Raw genomic sequence first — 15595 nt, forward strand, 5'->3', positions numbered from 1 at the left:
CTCAAATATTTTTGAGCGCAGCGGTTCATGGCGCTCGAGGCGCAAGAAGAGCGCGTGGCGGCGATTGCGCCGGGGCGAGTTTGGGAGGGTTTACGATCGAAGGCAGATCAATAAAAAAGGCGGCAGCCAACCCTCGGCAAGGGTTCGACTGCCGCATGCATCAAGGTTACGAAAGACGTTATCCGATGGTCATCAGGCTTGCATTGCCGCCGGCTGCGGCGGTGTTGATCGAGGTCGTCACTTCTTCCAATAGCCAGTTCAGGCAATAAGCGTCCGTGCTGTTGGCGATTTCCTCGCTCGAGGCGCCCTGCGTCAGCACCAGCGGGCCGGGCAGTGTGGCGATGGTCTTAACGGCCTGTGCGATGCGCTCGGCATTACCTTCGATCAGCGCGCCGGCGAAAGGTCCGTCCGCAGCCCAGTCCTTTGTCCAGGAGATGCGGCTCGCGACGGCGGCCGGCAAGTTCTGAAGCTCGTCCTGCAGGCCGGATAAAGCGTCGATGGCGATCGAATTGCCAGTCGCAAGCGCGGCGGCGATCTGGACATGCAGGCCAAGTGCGGTCTGGGGAATAAGCAGGATCCTGCCGCGGGGATGCAGCGCATAGAGGTTCAATTCGCCGACGGGGCCTGTCAGCTCGGCGTTGAAGCCCAATGATGATTGGCCGGCGACGGCGCGCGCCTGCTTTGCTGCTCCCTTGCTCTCGAGCCAAGCGAGAAATTCCTGGGCGGCCGGATCGACTTGTACAGTGGCGTCGCGCAACGGCTCTGTCGAAGAGGCGACGAGCCTGCGCAGATACATAGGTCCACCCGCTTTCGGGCCCGTGCCGGAAAGGCCGCGGCCGCCAAAGGGCTGGACGCCGACAACGGCGCCGATGATGTTGCGGTTGACATAGAGATTGCCCGCCCGCACGCGCCCGGTGACATGGGCGATCATGTCGTCGAGCCGCGTATGCAGGCCGAAAGTCAGGCCGTAGCCGGATGCATTGACATCGTCGATCAGCTTGTCGAGCCCCTTGCGCTTGTAGCGAATGATGTGGAGGACAGGTCCGAACACCTCTTTCTTGAGGTCGCTCAGCTTCTTCAGCTCGATGATCGTCGGGGCGACGAATGTGCCCTTGTCGGCACTTGCGGGAAGGTCGAGTTGCTCGACGGCGCAGCCGAGCTTGCGCATGCGTTCGATATGTTCATCGATGCCGCGCTTGGCGCTGTCGTCGATGACAGGGCCGATATCGATGGCGAGCCTGTCGGTTCGGCCAACGGACAGTTCGCGAAGCGCGCCTCGCAGCATGGTCAGCGTGCGATCTGCGATTTCCTCCTGCAGGCACAGCACGCGCAGAGCCGAGCAGCGCTGTCCGGCGCTGTCGAAGGCAGAAGCGATCACATCGCCGACCACCTGTTCGGCGAGCGCCGAGGAGTCGACGATCATGCCGTTCTGGCCACCGGTCTCGGCGATCAGCGGGATCGGCTTGTTGAATTTCGACAGCCGTTCGGAAAGCTGCGCCTGAATGAGCCGGGCGACTTCAGTCGAACCGGTGAACATGACGCCGGCAGTCTCCGGCGCACCGACGAGAGCCGAGCCCATCCTGCCGCTGCCCGGCGCGAATTGAAGAACGTCGTGCGGAATACCGGCTTCGTGCAGGATGCGAATACCCTGGGCGGCAATCAGCGGTGTATTGCCGGCCGGCTTGGCGACGACCGGGTTGCCGGCGACCAGTGCAGCAGCAACCTGGCCGGTGAAGATCGCCAGCGGGAAGTTCCAGGGGCTGATGCAGACGACCGGACCGAGCGGGACGCTGTCGGGCTTCAACACCTCGCGCGCTTGCGCGGCATAATAGCGAAGGAAGTCGATGGCTTCCCGGACTTCGCCGACGGCGTTCGCAGCCGACTTGCCCGCCTCGCGGATCGCCAAGCCTACAAGCAACGGCATCTCGCCTTGCATCAGCTCGGCGGCACGCTCCAGCATCGTTGCCCGCGCATCCGGGCTGACGGCGGCCCATGAGGCAGCAGCGCCGGCTGCAAGGCGCATCACCTCGTGCGCGTCCTCAGGATTAAGCTCGGCAACCTGACCGACGATATCGGAATGGTCGGCGGGGTTGAGGATTGGGCGCTTCTCGCCGCGTTCAGAGCCATCAGCGAGCAACGGCTTTGCAATCCATTCCCTGGCAGCGGAGGAGTGCAGTTCAATAGACAGATCGGAAAGCGCCGCTTCGTTTGAAAGATCTATGCCGACAGAATTCTTTCGAGCACCGTCAAACAGGTCGGCGGGCAGGGCGATCTTGTCGTGCTGGGCGCCCATGATGGGCATTGCGCGCACGCGTTCGACAGGATCGGCGATCAGTTCGGAGACGGGAACGGCGGGATCGGCGATCTTGTTGACGAAGGAGGAGTTGGCGCCGTTTTCCAGCAGGCGCCGGACAAGGTAGGCGAGCAGCGTTTCATGCGTGCCGACGGGCGCGTAGATCCGGCACGGGCGGCCGAGGTTTTCGGCGCCGACCACTTCCTCATAGAGCGGTTCACCCATGCCATGCAGGCATTGGAACTCATATTTGCCGACGGAGAAATCGTTTCCGGCCATCTGATAGATCGTCGCCAGCGTCTGCGCATTGTGCGTGGCGAATTGCGGGAAGACTACATCGGTTGCCGCGAGCAGCTTCTTGGCGCAGGCGATGTAGGAGACGTCGGTGTAGACCTTGCGGGTGTAGACCGGGAAGCCTTCGAGGCCATCCAGCTGGGCACGCTTGATCTCGGCGTCCCAATAGGCGCCCTTGACGAGGCGGACCATCAGCCGATGGCCTGAGCGGCGGGCGAGATCGATGATGAAATCGAGGACGAAGGGGCAGCGCTTGCCATAGGCCTGCACGACGAAGCCCATTCCATCCCAGCCAGCAAGATCGGGATCAAGGCAAAGCGCCTCCAGCAGATCGAGCGATAGCTCCAGCCGGTCGGCCTCTTCGGCATCGATATTCAAGCCGATATTGTATCGCTTGGAGAGGAGGGCGAGCGCTTTCACCTTCGGCAGCAGCTCGCCCATGACCCTGTCGGCCTGCGAGCGCGAATAGCGGGGATGCAGGGCTGAAAGCTTGATGGAGATGCCCGGCCCTTCGTAAATGCCGCGGCCGGCCGAAGCCTTGCCGATCGCATGGATCGCGGTTTCATAGTCGCGATAATAGCGCTCGGCATCGGCATGCGTCGTCGCGGCTTCACCGAGCATGTCGTAGGAGTAGCGGAAGCCCTTCGCCTCCAGTGTGCGGGCGCGCCGCAGCGCCTCGTCGATGGTTTCGCCGGTGACGAATTGCTCGCCCATCATGCGCATGGCCATGTCGACGCCGCGCCGGATGACAGGCTCGCCGCAGCGCGCGATCAGCCTCGTCAGCGATGCCGACAGCCCGCCGTCGTTGACTGTCGACGTGAGCTTGCCGGTCACCACCAGGCCCCAGGTCGCGGCATTGACGAAAATGGAGCGACCGCCGCCCAGATGCGACTTCCAGTTACCCCCGGCAATCTTGTCGCGGATCAGGGCGTCACGCGTCGCGGTATCGGGAATGCGCAACAGCGCCTCGGCAAGGCACATCAGCGCCACGCCTTCCTGGCTCGATAGCGAATATTCATGCACCAGGCCTTCGACGCCATCGCCCTTGTGCTTGGCGCGGAGCGCTTCGATCAGTGTCCTCGCCGTCTTCTTCGCAGCCTCGCGGACGGACTCCGGCAAAGTGGCCGCCTCGACCAGCATAGGGAGGCATTCCGTTTCCGGGCGGCGGTAGGCGGCCGTGATCGCCTTTCGAAGCGGGCTTTGCTGCTGGATAGGGGGTGCGAACTGCGCGAATGGGGCGGCGTCTGGCGATGGTTCTTCGGCGGCGAGTGCGGCAGTGACAGTCATGATAACCTCAAGGTGCAAGGGTCCCGGTAGCCTGGCAGGCGCGAGCGATTTCGCCTTCTGCAGCTCTCCCGTTGCTTCGATGCAAACATACTTCATTCCGGAAAGGCGTTCCGCCTTGAAACTGCGGCTTTCTAGTCATATTGGACTTCAATAGCCCGTATTTCAAATAGGAATGCCTGCAAAAATGATCAAATCCAGTGAAATAGACCAGTTCGATCAAAAGATCCTCGATGCACTGGTCGAAGACGGCCGCATGTCGATCACCGAGCTTTCCGAGCGGGTCGGTCTTTCCAAGACCCCTTGCCAGGCACGATTGAAGAAACTGATCGATTCCGGCTATATCGATGGCTTCAAGGCGGTGCTCAATCCAATCAAGCTCGGCCTCGACCATGTCGCCTTTGCCGAAGTGAAGCTGACGGATACGCGCGAGCAAGCTTTGCTCAGCTTCAACAATGCAGTCAAGAAGATCAAGGAAATCGAGGAGTGCCATATGATCGCCGGCCGCTTCGATTATCTTCTGAAAGTGCGGACATCAGATATTCGTCGCTACCGTATCGTCTTGGGCGAGAAGATTTCCAGCCTGCCTTTCGTGGCGAGCACATCGACCAATGTGGTGATGCAGTCGGTCAAGGAAAACTGGTCGTAGTTCGCACCGCAATTCCGCTGCTTGCCGCGCTGCGATCCTGCCTCATCCATCGCAACCATCTCGCCGGCTAAACAAGGATCTAGATTTCGCCACTCGAATCGGATCATTGCGAAGGGCTAAAATTAGTAAGGTGGAGTATGCATGGAAATGAATGCAAGCGACCGCGACCTCATTGAGGTCATGAAGCGGTACTTTGCGGTGAAGGCCGAAGTGGAGGAAGTAAAGTCCCGCCTGGAGGCTGCAAGACGGGACAGCGGCGAGGAGATCGGCGCATTTTACAATCCGCGCACCAATATCGACCACGCCGCCGATATCATCCGTTCGCATGCCCTCAAGCAGGAATTGGCCCGTCTGATGGATTGGGCCGAGGGCTGGGGGCGTCGCAGCTTGACGACGAACGAGGCCTAACGGCCGATTTGGTCGTCAGGCCCAATGATGATCGGATCGGATCTTCTCAGCCATCCGATTTCAGTTTGCCCGCCGTCGCCCAGGATTCCTTCGAAATCTCGGTAATGATGATTTCCACCGATTCCGGCGGGCAAACGAGCGTTTCGACGACGACCTTGGTCGCTTCGCGAACGAAGGCACGCTTCTGGTCCTGTGTGCGTCCGGGATGCATTTCCAAGCGCAAGATGGGCATGACGGCTCCTTGATAGAAGATTGCCTGAGATTAGGCATCTCCGACTATCTTGCAAAACCAGAAATCGATAAATACGCTGCCATTCGCTTCATTCCGAACCTATAGGTATGTAATCGTGGATAAGTTGGCTGGTATGGCGATGTTCGTCAGGGTCGTCGAGCATGGGAGCTTCGCAGCCGCGGCGGAGACCAGCCAGGTATCGGCCACCATGGTCGCCAAGCATATCACGACGATCGAACAGCGCCTCGGCGCGCGATTGCTCCATCGCACCACGCGCCGCCACCAGCTGACCGAGGTCGGTAAGCTCTATTATGAGCGATGCAAGACGGTGTTGACGGAGGTCGATCTGGCCGAGGCATCGGCGTCGGAATTGCAATCGGCGCCGCGCGGCCGGTTGCGGCTCGTCGCGCCGGTCAGTTTCGGGACCCAAAGTCTCGTCCCGGCTCTCGTCGAGTACCTGCGTCAGAATCTTGAAGTCAGCGTCGATCTGGCGCTCGACAATAACCCTCATGATTTGATCGGCGAGGGCTATGAACTTGGCATTCATATCGGAGCCCTGACGAATACCAATCTGGTCGCACGCCCGCTAAAACCCTATCGCCGGATTCTCGCGGCATCGCCCGACTATCTCGACCGCTGCGGCAGGCCGGAAAGGCCCGAGGAGCTCGCCAACCATATGTGCCTTGGCCATTCCTATTGGCGCACCCAAGGTCGATGGCATTTGGTCGGTCCCGGGGGCGAAACGCGCGAGATCGCTACCAGCAGCAGGTTCACCACGAACCAGGGGGCGGCTCTCCGCATCGCCGCCCTGCATGGCGCCGGTATCGCCTTGCAGCCGGAGCTGCTCCTGGCCGCCGATCTCGATGCGGGAAGGCTGGAGCCTGTGCTGCCGCAATGGTCGTACAAGCCGACACCGATGCATCTGGTCTATGCGCCGGATCGCCGTCCCACAGCGATGTTGCGGAGCGCGATCGATTTCCTTGTGGCCCGCTTTGGCTGAAGCCGAAGCCCTCTTTCGGCGGCTGCGAATCTATGATCAGATCTGATCATGGACTATGGGAGAAGATGGGGGAGACGTGGCGAAAGTTACGCTGAAGGATGTGGCTGCCGCTGCCGGTGTCGGTGCTGCCACGGTGGAGCGAGCGCTGAACGGGCGCGGCAATGTGCTGCCTGAGACGGCAGAGAAAATATTCATTGCAGCCAAGCGGCTTGGCTATCGCACACCGCCTGCCGGCACAAGGCACGGGCTGGTGCGCATCGAAGTTGTGCTGCTTCGGCCGGAAACCTATTTCTACTCCAGGCTCAATCGCGCCTTCGAACGCATCGCCGCCTTGCTCGACAAGGATATTCTCATCCAGCGGACCTTTGCGCGTGAAAATGACCCAGCCGATTTTTCACGCCATATCGCCACCCCGCAAGCCCGCCGTTCGGCGCTCATCGTCGTCGCGCCCGATCACCCCGATGTGGTCGGCAGCATCCGCAAGGCGGCCGCCGGCGGCATCCCTGTCGTGCAGATCATGACGCGGCCGGCACCGGAACTTGCCTATGTCGGCATCGACAACGAGGCGGCCGGACGCACCGCCGCCTTTTATATGGCGCGCATGCAGGCCGGGTGCGCGGGCACCTTCGTCGCCCTCTGTCACAGCGGGGCCTATGAGAACCACAAGGCGCGCATCCGCGGCTTTTCCGACTATCTGCTTGCGAATGCGAACCCGTCCCATTGCTTTGCCGAAGTCATGTTCGACGAGGATGACGAGATGAAGACGATGGAGCTCTTGTCCAGCGCCCTCGATCGCTATCCCGATATTGCCGGTCTTTACAGCGCCGGCGGCGACAACGCCGCAATCGCGACGGTTCTTCGCCGCCACCGCAAGCAATCGGTCTTCTGGGTCGGCCATGAACTTTCGGATGCGACGCGCGGCTACCTGAAGGAAGGCTTGATGACGATCGTTCTCGATCAGGCCCCGGAAGTGCAGGCGCGCCGCGCCATCGACCTGACGTTGAAGCGCCTCGGCCTGATCGATACCGATATCGATGCCGAGCCGGTACGCTTTCTGACCGTCACGGCGGAAAGCCTTTGAAACGGCAAGGGCGCCTCGTCGATCGCTTCGCTGCCCCGTTGTGCACGAGCCTCAGGTGCCCTGACTGTTTCGGGATGTCGGGCTTACTGCAATGAGCCAGTCGCGAAAGATTTCTGCTTCAGCGGAAAGGCGGTTGGCTTCGATGAGCCAATAGGATTTGTCCATGTCCGAAGGTGTGTCGAAGAGCGTGACGAGTGTTCCATTGGCCAGCTCGTCGGTAATCAGCGCGGTCGGGCAGAGGCCGATGCCCTGCCCACCGATGACCGATCCGATCATCAGGCTGAAATCGGCAAAGATTGGTCCGGGTTTCGGAGGCGCGCGGATACCGGCAAGCGCGAACCAGCGCGCCCAGGAGCTTGTGGTTTCGTCATGTAGAAGGTCCGCGTCGATCAGGTCGGTTGGTGCCGTGATTGGCCCATGACGAAGCTCGAACTCTGCCGAGCAGGTCGGCCGCGTCTCGCCGCTCAATAGCGCGATAGCGGCCGCTCCTGGTCTCGTCCCGTGGCGGATCAGCAGATCGACGCTTGCAGCCTCCGGCGTCATTGCATCAAGCGCATAGACGATGTTGATGCGAATATCCGGATGCTCTCTCCTGAATGCCGGCAATTGCGGGATCAGCCAGCGGGTGGCGACGGACGCGATGCAGGCGACGCTGACCGGCCGGTCATGGGCCTCGAGCTTCAATTGCCTGGCGGCGATATCGATATGTCCAAGGCCGTTTGCCACCGCCGCTCCGAATTCGCGGCCCGCTGCCGTCAGCGTCACGCCGCGGGCATGACGCATGAACAGCGAAACGCCGAGCCAGTTCTCCATCGACCGCACATGCTGGCTGACGCCGGCCGCCGTCAGATTGAGCTCTGCGGCCGCCTTGACGAAACTCTCATGACGCACGGCCGCCTCTAAGGCGCGAAGGGAGGCGAGAGGGATATGACGCATAGGTTATGGCTAAGTAAAACTTAGCCAGAGCGCAAGGACAATCGACGTTGTGCAATGGGCTGATCTCGCTAGAGTGCAGCCGAAACCGTTGCCTCGCTCGCGGAATGAAGCAGGTAGGTGAATCGGTAAAGGATGAAGGATTGTGATGCACAGGATTATCGACATGCCCGCTCCCTCCGACGCCGAAGAACGGCGCAGCAAGCCGCCGGTTGTCGTCTATCCGAATGAAACGCTGCCGCCGGCCGGTCTGGATGTGCTGCATGCCGCAAGGCGAACCATGAGCAAGATCGCGGAAATCATCGTGCCGCCGCGCGAAGCCGGCAGCTTCCGCGTGCCGAAAGGGCATTTCTTTCGCATCGTCAGCACGGAGGGTTCGCAGGTCGGCGACCTCAATCTCTGGAACGCCGCCGACCTCTCCGAACGCTTCTTCAGCGGCAAGACCCGCGCGCTTCATGCCACGCATGTCGGCGTCGGCGACCGGCTGTGGAGTACTCTGCCCTATCTGCGGCCGATGGCGACGATCACCTATGACACGCTCGGCTGGTATGGCTGGGACGCCGATGGCGCCGGCATCCACGATGTCATTGGTACGCGCTGCGATCCCTATACCAATCGTCTGCTGAAAGGCGACGACTATCACCACTGCTGCCATTCAAACCTGTCACGAGCGCTCGCCTCTGAAATGAACATGCCTGTCCGCGAGGCGGAGGCCCATGTCCATGACGTGCTGAACGTCTTCATGTGCACGGGCTTTACGCGCGACACGCACCAATATTTTATGAAGGCGAGCCCGGTGCGTCCGGGCGATTTCATTGAATTCTTTGCGGAGATCGATCTTCTCGGCGCACTATCGGCCTGTCCGGGCGGCGATTGCGGCAGCGGCCATTCGAGCGATTTGGCGCCGTGTTATCCGCTTCGCGTGGAAATCTGGCAGCCGGAACCGGAAAGTCTTGCCGGCCGCGCCTTTCCCGAGCGCAGCCCCTATTCGGGAACACATGGCCTTTAGGTCTGCAAACGGCTTGCGTCGTGAGGCTATAGAAACAGTTTGCCGGCGGTTTCGGCCGCCGGCAATCCAAGTTGGTTTATCAAGCCCGGCACCAGCCCGGAGGCCGATACCCAGTTGATTGCTTAATTGCAGACGCGGACGCGCTCGTAGTGCCAACCGTCGTCATACTGGTTTTGAACCTCGCGGTTCTCCAGCCAGCATCTCGGCGGAGGTGCCTCGTAAACCGGGCCGCGGTTGGCAAGTGCACCACCGACGATCAGGCCGCCGAGGAGACCTGCGGCGACGCCGCCGGCGATTGCACCACCATTGCCATGGTGATGATGGCGGCGCCAATCGTCATGTCCACGCCAGTCGCCCCGATAGGGCGGGCGCCCGTCATAATACTGCGCCTGTGCGTTGCTGACGGGCGCGAGTGCGCCGCCTACGACCGTAGCGGCCAGCAAAACCGTAAGAATTGTTTTCTTTATCATGACTACCTCCAAAGCAGTCTTCATGCTCAGCGAATGCGCGAGTCATTTATCTAACGTTCTAAGCATGATTATGTTCACCTGAATGTTTTATGAATGCGCCGTTCATCGGCGCTAAGCCTTTGAAAACCGGTCTCGGCGCTGTGATCTCGCGCCGCATTAATTGGTTGGAATGCGATCGTGCGTTGCCCTAATCCATTCGAGCGTCCGTGATTCGGGATCGGGATTGCGTGTGATGTCGGTGACGACGGCGGCGCTATCGGCGCCATTTTCGAATACGCCGGCAACGCGCGCGACGGTCAGCCCGCCGATCGCGACAAGAGGGATCTCGCGCAATTTGGCCTTCCATTGGCCGATGCGTTCCAGACCTTGCGGCGCCCAGGCCATCGCCTTGAGCACGGTGGGATAGATCGGACCGAGCGCGATGTAATCGGGATGCGCCGCAAGTGCTGTCGCCAGCTCCGCCTCGTCATGCGTCGAAAGGCCCAGTTTCAAGCCGGCCGCGCGGATCGCGCCAAGATCGGCCGCCGCCAGATCCTCTTGACCCAGATGGATGAAATCGCAGCCTTCCTCGATGGCGAGTTTCCAATAGTCGTTGACGATCAATTGGCATCCATGTGCCGCGCAGACGGCCTTTGCCTGCCGGATGTCGGCGCGTATCTCCGCCGGCGGACGATCCTTTATGCGCAGTTGCACCAGCTTGACGCCGAGCGGCACCAGCCTTTCGATCCAGGCGGCACTATCGACGATCAGGTAGAACGGATCGAGCGTCATGCGAAAACCGCCTTTCCGATCACGGGCGTCGACGGCACCGCCATGTCGCGCGGCTCCAGCATGCCTGCGCCGAATGCTTGCCTGCCGGCATCGATCGCCTTCGCAAAGGCTTCCGCCATGGCAGCGGGATCGCCGGCGCCGGCAACTGCTGTGTTCAGCAGCACGGCATCGAAGCCGAGCTCCATGACGATGGCAGCGTGGGAGGGCCGGCCGATACCGGCGTCCACGATCAATGGAATATCGGGGAAATGCGCCCGCATCGAGCGAAGGGCGGAAAGATTGAGCGGTCCCGCCGCCGTTCCGATCGGCGCGCACCAGGGCATCAGCACCTTGCATCCGGCTTCGAGCAGCCGTTCGGCCACCACCAGATCGTCCGTCGTGTAGGGAAAGACCTCGAAACCTTCGCCGGAGAGAATGCGAGCTGCTTCGACGAGCGCAAACACGTCCGGCTGCAGCGTGTCGTGGTTGCCGATCACCTCCAGCTTGATCCAGTTGGTCTGAAACACCTCGCGCGCCATCTTCGCCGTCAGCACGGCCTCGGATACGCCATGACAGCCGGCGGTATTGGGAAGAACGCGAGTGCCGAGCTCACGGATCATGTCGAAGAAAGCGCCGCCATTGCGCCCGCCGGCCGTTTCGCGGCGCAGCGACACGGTGAGGATCCCTGTCCCCGATCGCTTGACCGCTTCTGCGAGGACGATGGGCGAGGGATAACGCGCGGTGCCGAGAAGAAGGCGTGACTCTATTGGGGTTCCATAAAGATCAAGCATGGTTCAGCCTCCCTGCATTGGCGTCAGGATCTCGATCCTGTCGTTGTCGTTCAATGCATGGTCATCGCGGTCCTCTCGATGGACGACTTCGCCGTTGACGGCGGTCGCCAGCCAGTCGCCCTCATAGTCGAGTGCAGCCAGAAGTTGCGAAAGTGTGGCTGCGGCGATCGTCTGGGCTTCGCCATTGATGATCAGGCGCATCGGGAGCTCCTTTGCTTTGTCTGTTCGGAAAGGACGAGATCGGCAGCCTCCGCCGCCATTGCCGGCGCGAGCAGGAAACCGTGGCGATAGAAACCATTGATCACGACGACTTTGCCTTCCCGCGTCACGCGCGGAAGATTGTCGGGGAAGGCGGGGCGGATACCGGCGCCGGTTTCGATGACGGCGGCGTCCGCAAAGGCAGGATGCAGCGCGTAGGCAGCATTCAGCAGTTCCATCAGCGAGCGTGCGCTGACCGGTCCATCGAATTCGGTCTCGATCATGGTCGCGCCGAGCATGAAAAGGCCGTTGCCGCGAGGAACGATATAGACGGGAAAGCGTGGATGCAGCAGGCGGATAGGCCGGGCAAGCGCGATTTCTTCCGTGCGCAGATAGAGCATTTCGCCGCGTACGCCGCGCAGATCCGGGGTGTGCCCGATACGGGCGGCGCCCGTGCAATCGACGATCTCGGAGAACTCGTCCTCGTTCACATCGTCACAGGTAAAGGCGACGCCCTTCGCCAACAATCCTTCTTTCAACGAGTGCAACGCCCGACGCGGATCGAGATGGGCTTCCTCAGGAAAGAACAGCCCCTGTCTGAAACGTCCGGCAAGGGCTGGCTCGAGTGTCGCGATATCGCTCTCCTCCACCCAGCGATAGCCGGCCGTGCGGCTGGCGAATCGCTTTAGTTCGCCGTGATCGCGCGTCGGCGCGACGACGAGCGTCCCGTTGCGCACGACGTTACCCGGCAGGATCGCATCCCATCGGTCGGCGGCATCGCGGCCGAGCGTAAGCACGGCCTCATCGGCGCTTTCCCGCTCGCACCATGGCGCCAGCATGCCGCCGGCGAGCCAGGAAGCGGCATGATCGAAGTTCGGGCGGGGGTCGAAGATCGTCACTTCTGCGCCGCGAACGCGCAATTCATGCGCGACCGTGAGGCCGGCGACGCCGGCCCCTTTGACAAGGATACGCATCTCATTCGGCCGGATGCGCTGGCTTATCGATCGGCATGTAGAGATCGCCGCCTTCGCGATACTTTGCCGCCATCGCGTCCAGTCCCTCCTTCTGGGCCTCCGCGCGGATGTCGTGCGAGATCCGCATGGAGCAGAATTTCGGGCCGCACATCGAGCAGAAATGCGCCACCTTGTGGGCTTCCTTCGGCAAGGTCTCGTCGTGGAAGCTGCGGGCGGTGTCGGGATCGAGCGAAAGGTTGAACTGGTCTTCCCAGCGGAATTCGAATCGCGCCCGCGACAGGGCATCGTCGCGCAGTTGCGCCGCTGGATGTCCCTTGGCGAGATCGGCGGCATGAGCGGCGATCTTGTAGGTGATGACGCCGGTCTTGACGTCGTTGCGATCCGGCAGGCCGAGATGCTCTTTCGGCGTGACGTAGCAGAGCATCGCCGTGCCGAACCAGCCGATCATGGCAGCGCCTATCCCAGAGGTGATGTGGTCGTAACCCGGCGCGATATCGGTCGTCAGCGGCCCGAGCGTGTAGAAGGGCGCCTCGCCGCAGACCGCGAGCTGCTTGTCCATGTTTTCCTTGATCTTGTGCATCGGCACATGGCCGGGCCCTTCGATCATCACCTGGCAATCCTTGGCCCAGGCGATCTTCGTCAGCTCACCGAGCGTCTCGAGCTCGGCAAATTGCGCCGCATCGTTGGCATCGGCGATCGAGCCGGGGCGAAGGCCGTCACCCAGCGAGAAGGAGACGTCATAGGCGCGGCAGATATCGCAGATCTCCTCGAAATGCTCGTAGAGGAAGCTCTCGCGGTGATGATGGAGACACCACTTGGCCATGATCGAGCCGCCGCGCGAGACGATGCCGGTGACGCGATTGACTGTCAGCGGGATGTAGTGAAGCCGCACGCCGGCATGGATGGTGAAATAGTCGACGCCCTGTTCGGCCTGTTCGATCAACGTGTCGCGATAGACCTCCCAGGTCAGGTTCTCGGCAATTCCTTCGACCTTCTCCAGCGCCTGATAGAGCGGCACGGTGCCGATCGGCAGCGGCGAATTGCGGATGATCCACTCGCGGATATTGTGGATGTTGCGGCCGGTGGAGAGATCCATGACGGTATCGGCACCCCAGCGGGCGGCCCAGACCATCTTCTCGACCTCTTCCGCCATCGAGGAGGTAACGGCGGAGTTGCCGATATTGGCATTGATCTTCACCAGGAAGTTCCGGCCGATGATCATCGGCTCTGCCTCCGGGTGATTGATGTTGGCGGGAATGATCGCCCGTCCGGCGGCGACTTCCTGCCGGACGAATTCCGGCGTTACATGATCGGGAATATGCGCGCCGAAGCTCTCGCCGTCGCGGACCAAGGCTTCGGCCTTTGCCTTGCGGCCGAGATTTTCGCGAATGGCAATGAATTCCATCTCCGGGGTGATGATGCCGGCCCGCGCATAGGCAAGCTGCGTGACAGCCTTGCCGTCCCTGGCGCGCAGCGGCTGGCGGCGCCCGGGAAATTCGGGGGTCAGCCGATCGGCACTGACGAAGCCGTTGTCCTCAGGGCGCACATGGCGGCCCTCATAGGCTTCGACATCGCCACGAGCGAGCACCCAGTCACGACGGAGCCCGGCAAGTCCCTGCTCGATGCGGATTTCGGCGCCCTCGACAGTATAGGGGCCGGAGGAATCGTAGACGACGACGGGCGGCTCGCCTGCCGTCGGATGAACGCTGATCTCGCGCATCGGCACGCGGATGTCGGAATGGATGTCTCCCGGAATGTAGATCTTCCGGGATGCCGGCAGCGGGCCGGTGGTGACGGTTGGGGTGAGGTTTTTTGCGGCAATGGTCATGGTTTGAGGCTCCAAGTTGCATTTGGAGACCCAGTCAATCAGCCGGAATGATGAAAAGACGCCGGCTGTGGATTCCACGCGTGAATCCGAAGCCTTCGAGCGCTTGCACCGTCCCTACGCCAGTATGAACTGGATCAGGTTCAACGGGTCACTGCGCCACAACAGGCAAAGCCGTATTGTCCAGCAGTATCTCAGCCCCTTGTCGGGACCCCCCTGGTGAATATCGGGAGGCTATGCTCTCCCCTCCACCTCTGTCAACCCCGCAGCCAAGATCACGGTCGCTGTCTGTGATCTTCCTCCGGCCGCTCCGGCATAGACCCGCCTTAGTAGCGGGGCGCCGTGTTGCCAACGAAGCGATGAGCGCCGGTATGGGTAAGCTTGCTGGCGGTATCGAGCCAGATCTTGCCGCCAAGCGCCCGCCAGCGATGGCAGAAGGCGAAATCCTCGCTCAGATAAATGCCCGTCCCTTCCTCGATCATGCATTCGAAGAGAGCGTATTGAGTCGCAGGCGAACGTTTGGTGCCGGGATAGGCATGGATGGCGCTGTAGCGCAGATCGGGATAGGCTGCGGTCATCGTCTTGATGACTTCACGTTTGATGAGCAGCATGCCGGTGCCCGCATAGATAGCACTGACAAAATCACCATCGCGTTCGCTGCTCTGGCCGACCAGCGGCGTGCCGACATAATGCAGAGCTGCGGCATTGAGTGACTCGCCGGTGCGCGTGGTTGCGCGCGCCGCACTATCCCAGTCGTAATCCTTGATGGGGTACATGGCCGCGACGACATCCTTGTCCGCATTCAGCAGCCGCATTACCTGCTCGGGCTCGAAACTGATGTCCGCGTCGATGAACAGCATATGCGTCGCCGCCGTGTCGTTCAGGAAGGAGGATACCAGCGTGTTGCGGCTGCGGGTGATCAGCGCATCATTGCCGAGGAGTGCAAGCGTCAATTGTATGCCGGCCTGCGCGCCGACCTGCATCAGGGAAAAGATGGATTGCATATAATCCTTGGCAACAAGTCCGCCGAAACAGGGTGTCGCTATGAAGATCAGCCGATTCTCGGTCATTCGCTGTTGGGCCCTTTCCGGTAGCGCGCGAGTCGCAAGAATCTAGGGAGATTCAACATTTCTGTGTGTACCGAATTATTGAATTTTGTTTCTGGAGAGTTTCCGAACGTTGTTGACGGAAGCCGGGATGATTGCCGGGGCGTGCGAAAATGGCGGGTTAGGTCGCGGGGCTTCCGGATTGGCCACCGATGTCGATGCCGCGCTCGGCCGTGGGCACTTCCGCCGGCCCCAAAAACGCGCCTTTCCGCCATCAATGAATGGTCCACGCCTGTCCCGCTGCCCGCAGTTGCATTTAAGCAACAGATGCCAAGACTAACGCTATGGTCGGTTTCAC

Annotated in this window: 15 protein-coding genes and 1 riboswitch; of the genes, 5 read left to right on the forward strand and 10 right to left on the reverse strand. The window is 61.2% G+C overall.

All coding sequences use genetic code 11. The annotated features are described in order from the left end of the window. Window positions 1-178 precede the first annotated feature (178 nt). The gene (gene putA / locus FHT29_RS07905; RefSeq protein ID WP_168599526.1) at window positions 179-3874 is read right to left on the reverse strand and encodes a trifunctional transcriptional regulator/proline dehydrogenase/L-glutamate gamma-semialdehyde dehydrogenase; all 3696 of its coding nucleotides are present in this window, start codon (window positions 3872-3874) and stop codon (window positions 179-181) included. A 184-nt stretch (window positions 3875-4058) separates the two neighbouring features. Here putA and FHT29_RS07910 point away from each other — a divergent pair, with 184 nt between their 5' ends. Both FHT29_RS07910 and FHT29_RS07915 read left to right on the forward strand, forming a co-directional pair. Then, window positions 4059-4520 (forward strand): Lrp/AsnC family transcriptional regulator, encoded by a 462-nt coding sequence (locus FHT29_RS07910; protein ID WP_034506732.1) that lies wholly within the window; start codon window positions 4059-4061, stop codon window positions 4518-4520. A gap of 141 nt (window positions 4521-4661) precedes the next feature. Next, the gene (locus FHT29_RS07915; protein WP_037192275.1) at window positions 4662-4928 is read left to right on the forward strand and encodes a hypothetical protein; all 267 of its coding nucleotides are present in this window, start codon (window positions 4662-4664) and stop codon (window positions 4926-4928) included. Between the two features lie 46 nt (window positions 4929-4974). Here the strand turns inward: FHT29_RS07915 and FHT29_RS07920 are convergent, their stop codons facing one another. Beyond that, the gene (locus tag FHT29_RS07920; RefSeq protein WP_037192273.1) at window positions 4975-5160 is read right to left on the reverse strand and encodes a 4-oxalocrotonate tautomerase; all 186 of its coding nucleotides are present in this window, start codon (window positions 5158-5160) and stop codon (window positions 4975-4977) included. Between the two features lie 115 nt (window positions 5161-5275). On the opposite strand from FHT29_RS07920, the gene FHT29_RS07925 reads away from it, so the two are divergent. Then, window positions 5276-6160: a LysR family transcriptional regulator gene (locus tag FHT29_RS07925; RefSeq protein ID WP_047638496.1), complete on the forward strand. Its 885-nt coding sequence runs from the start codon at window positions 5276-5278 to the stop codon at window positions 6158-6160. Between the two features lie 55 nt (window positions 6161-6215). Then, window positions 6216-7241, forward strand: a complete 1026-nt coding sequence (locus FHT29_RS07930; RefSeq protein ID WP_210255398.1) for a LacI family DNA-binding transcriptional regulator — start codon at window positions 6216-6218, stop codon at window positions 7239-7241. A 51-nt stretch (window positions 7242-7292) separates the two neighbouring features. On the opposite strand, the gene FHT29_RS07935 is transcribed toward FHT29_RS07930, so the two are convergent. Further along, a complete protein-coding gene (locus FHT29_RS07935; protein WP_037192269.1) occupies window positions 7293-8177 on the reverse strand; it encodes a LysR substrate-binding domain-containing protein in 885 nt (294 codons plus the stop codon). Between the two features lie 145 nt (window positions 8178-8322). Between FHT29_RS07935 and FHT29_RS07940 the strand changes: the two genes are divergently transcribed. Beyond that, window positions 8323-9183, forward strand: a complete 861-nt coding sequence (locus tag FHT29_RS07940) for a DUF1989 domain-containing protein (RefSeq protein WP_047638499.1) — start codon at window positions 8323-8325, stop codon at window positions 9181-9183. 122 nt (window positions 9184-9305) lie between these two features. Here FHT29_RS07940 and FHT29_RS07945 read toward each other — a convergent pair whose 3' ends face one another. The 7 genes from FHT29_RS07945 to FHT29_RS07975 all read right to left on the reverse strand — a co-directional run bounded on the left by FHT29_RS07945 (window position 9306) and on the right by FHT29_RS07975 (window position 15261). After that, window positions 9306-9653 carry a hypothetical protein gene (locus FHT29_RS07945; protein WP_037192265.1) on the reverse strand — a complete coding sequence of 116 codons (348 nt, stop codon included), beginning with the start codon at window positions 9651-9653 and terminating at the stop codon, window positions 9306-9308. Window positions 9654-9809: 156 nt separating this feature from the next. Beyond that, window positions 9810-10424, reverse strand: a complete 615-nt coding sequence (locus FHT29_RS07950; RefSeq protein WP_112440366.1) for a thiamine phosphate synthase — start codon at window positions 10422-10424, stop codon at window positions 9810-9812. Further along, window positions 10421-11194, reverse strand: a complete 774-nt coding sequence (locus FHT29_RS07955; protein WP_047554777.1) for a thiazole synthase — start codon at window positions 11192-11194, stop codon at window positions 10421-10423. Before FHT29_RS07955 ends, FHT29_RS07950 begins: the two co-directional genes overlap by 4 nt. 3 nt (window positions 11195-11197) lie before the next feature. Then, window positions 11198-11395, reverse strand: a complete 198-nt coding sequence (gene thiS, locus FHT29_RS07960; RefSeq protein ID WP_037192258.1) for a sulfur carrier protein ThiS — start codon at window positions 11393-11395, stop codon at window positions 11198-11200. Further along, complete coding sequence (thiO, locus tag FHT29_RS07965) at window positions 11386-12366, reverse strand: glycine oxidase ThiO (RefSeq protein ID WP_047638502.1); 981 nt, start codon at window positions 12364-12366, stop codon at window positions 11386-11388. Before thiO ends, thiS begins: the two co-directional genes overlap by 10 nt. A gap of 1 nt (window position 12367) precedes the next feature. Then, a complete protein-coding gene (thiC, locus tag FHT29_RS07970) occupies window positions 12368-14194 on the reverse strand; it encodes a phosphomethylpyrimidine synthase ThiC (protein ID WP_047555039.1) in 1827 nt (608 codons plus the stop codon). Between the two features lie 93 nt (window positions 14195-14287). After that, window positions 14288-14419, reverse strand: a riboswitch (TPP riboswitch). 98 nt (window positions 14420-14517) lie between these two features. Then, window positions 14518-15261 (reverse strand): hypothetical protein, encoded by a 744-nt coding sequence (locus FHT29_RS07975; protein ID WP_037192252.1) that lies wholly within the window; start codon window positions 15259-15261, stop codon window positions 14518-14520. Window positions 15262-15595: the final 334 nt, after the last annotated feature.

Source organism: Rhizobium sp. SG741, from assembly GCF_012275435.1.
Lineage (GTDB): Bacteria > Pseudomonadota > Alphaproteobacteria > Rhizobiales > Rhizobiaceae > Rhizobium > Rhizobium lusitanum.

Excerpts from the sequence above, each read along its gene's own strand:
- putA (WP_168599526.1), bottom strand. The coding sequence starts at position 3,874 with ATGACTGTCACTGCCGCACTCGCCGCCGAAGAACCATCGCCAGACGCC.
- FHT29_RS07910 (WP_034506732.1), top strand. The coding sequence starts at position 4,059 with ATGATCAAATCCAGTGAAATAGACCAGTTCGATCAAAAGATCCTCGAT.
- FHT29_RS07915 (WP_037192275.1), top strand. The coding sequence starts at position 4,662 with ATGGAAATGAATGCAAGCGACCGCGACCTCATTGAGGTCATGAAGCGG.
- FHT29_RS07920 (WP_037192273.1), bottom strand. The coding sequence starts at position 5,160 with ATGCCCATCTTGCGCTTGGAAATGCATCCCGGACGCACACAGGACCAG.
- FHT29_RS07930 (WP_210255398.1), top strand. The coding sequence starts at position 6,216 with ATGGGAGAAGATGGGGGAGACGTGGCGAAAGTTACGCTGAAGGATGTG.
- FHT29_RS07935 (WP_037192269.1), bottom strand. The coding sequence starts at position 8,177 with ATGCGTCATATCCCTCTCGCCTCCCTTCGCGCCTTAGAGGCGGCCGTG.
- FHT29_RS07940 (WP_047638499.1), top strand. The coding sequence starts at position 8,323 with ATGCACAGGATTATCGACATGCCCGCTCCCTCCGACGCCGAAGAACGG.
- FHT29_RS07945 (WP_037192265.1), bottom strand. The coding sequence starts at position 9,653 with ATGATAAAGAAAACAATTCTTACGGTTTTGCTGGCCGCTACGGTCGTA.
- FHT29_RS07950 (WP_112440366.1), bottom strand. The coding sequence starts at position 10,424 with ATGACGCTCGATCCGTTCTACCTGATCGTCGATAGTGCCGCCTGGATC.
- FHT29_RS07955 (WP_047554777.1), bottom strand. The coding sequence starts at position 11,194 with ATGCTTGATCTTTATGGAACCCCAATAGAGTCACGCCTTCTTCTCGGC.
- thiS (WP_037192258.1), bottom strand. The coding sequence starts at position 11,395 with ATGCGCCTGATCATCAATGGCGAAGCCCAGACGATCGCCGCAGCCACA.
- thiO (WP_047638502.1), bottom strand. The coding sequence starts at position 12,366 with ATGCGTATCCTTGTCAAAGGGGCCGGCGTCGCCGGCCTCACGGTCGCG.
- thiC (WP_047555039.1), bottom strand. The coding sequence starts at position 14,194 with ATGACCATTGCCGCAAAAAACCTCACCCCAACCGTCACCACCGGCCCG.
- FHT29_RS07975 (WP_037192252.1), bottom strand. The coding sequence starts at position 15,261 with ATGACCGAGAATCGGCTGATCTTCATAGCGACACCCTGTTTCGGCGGA.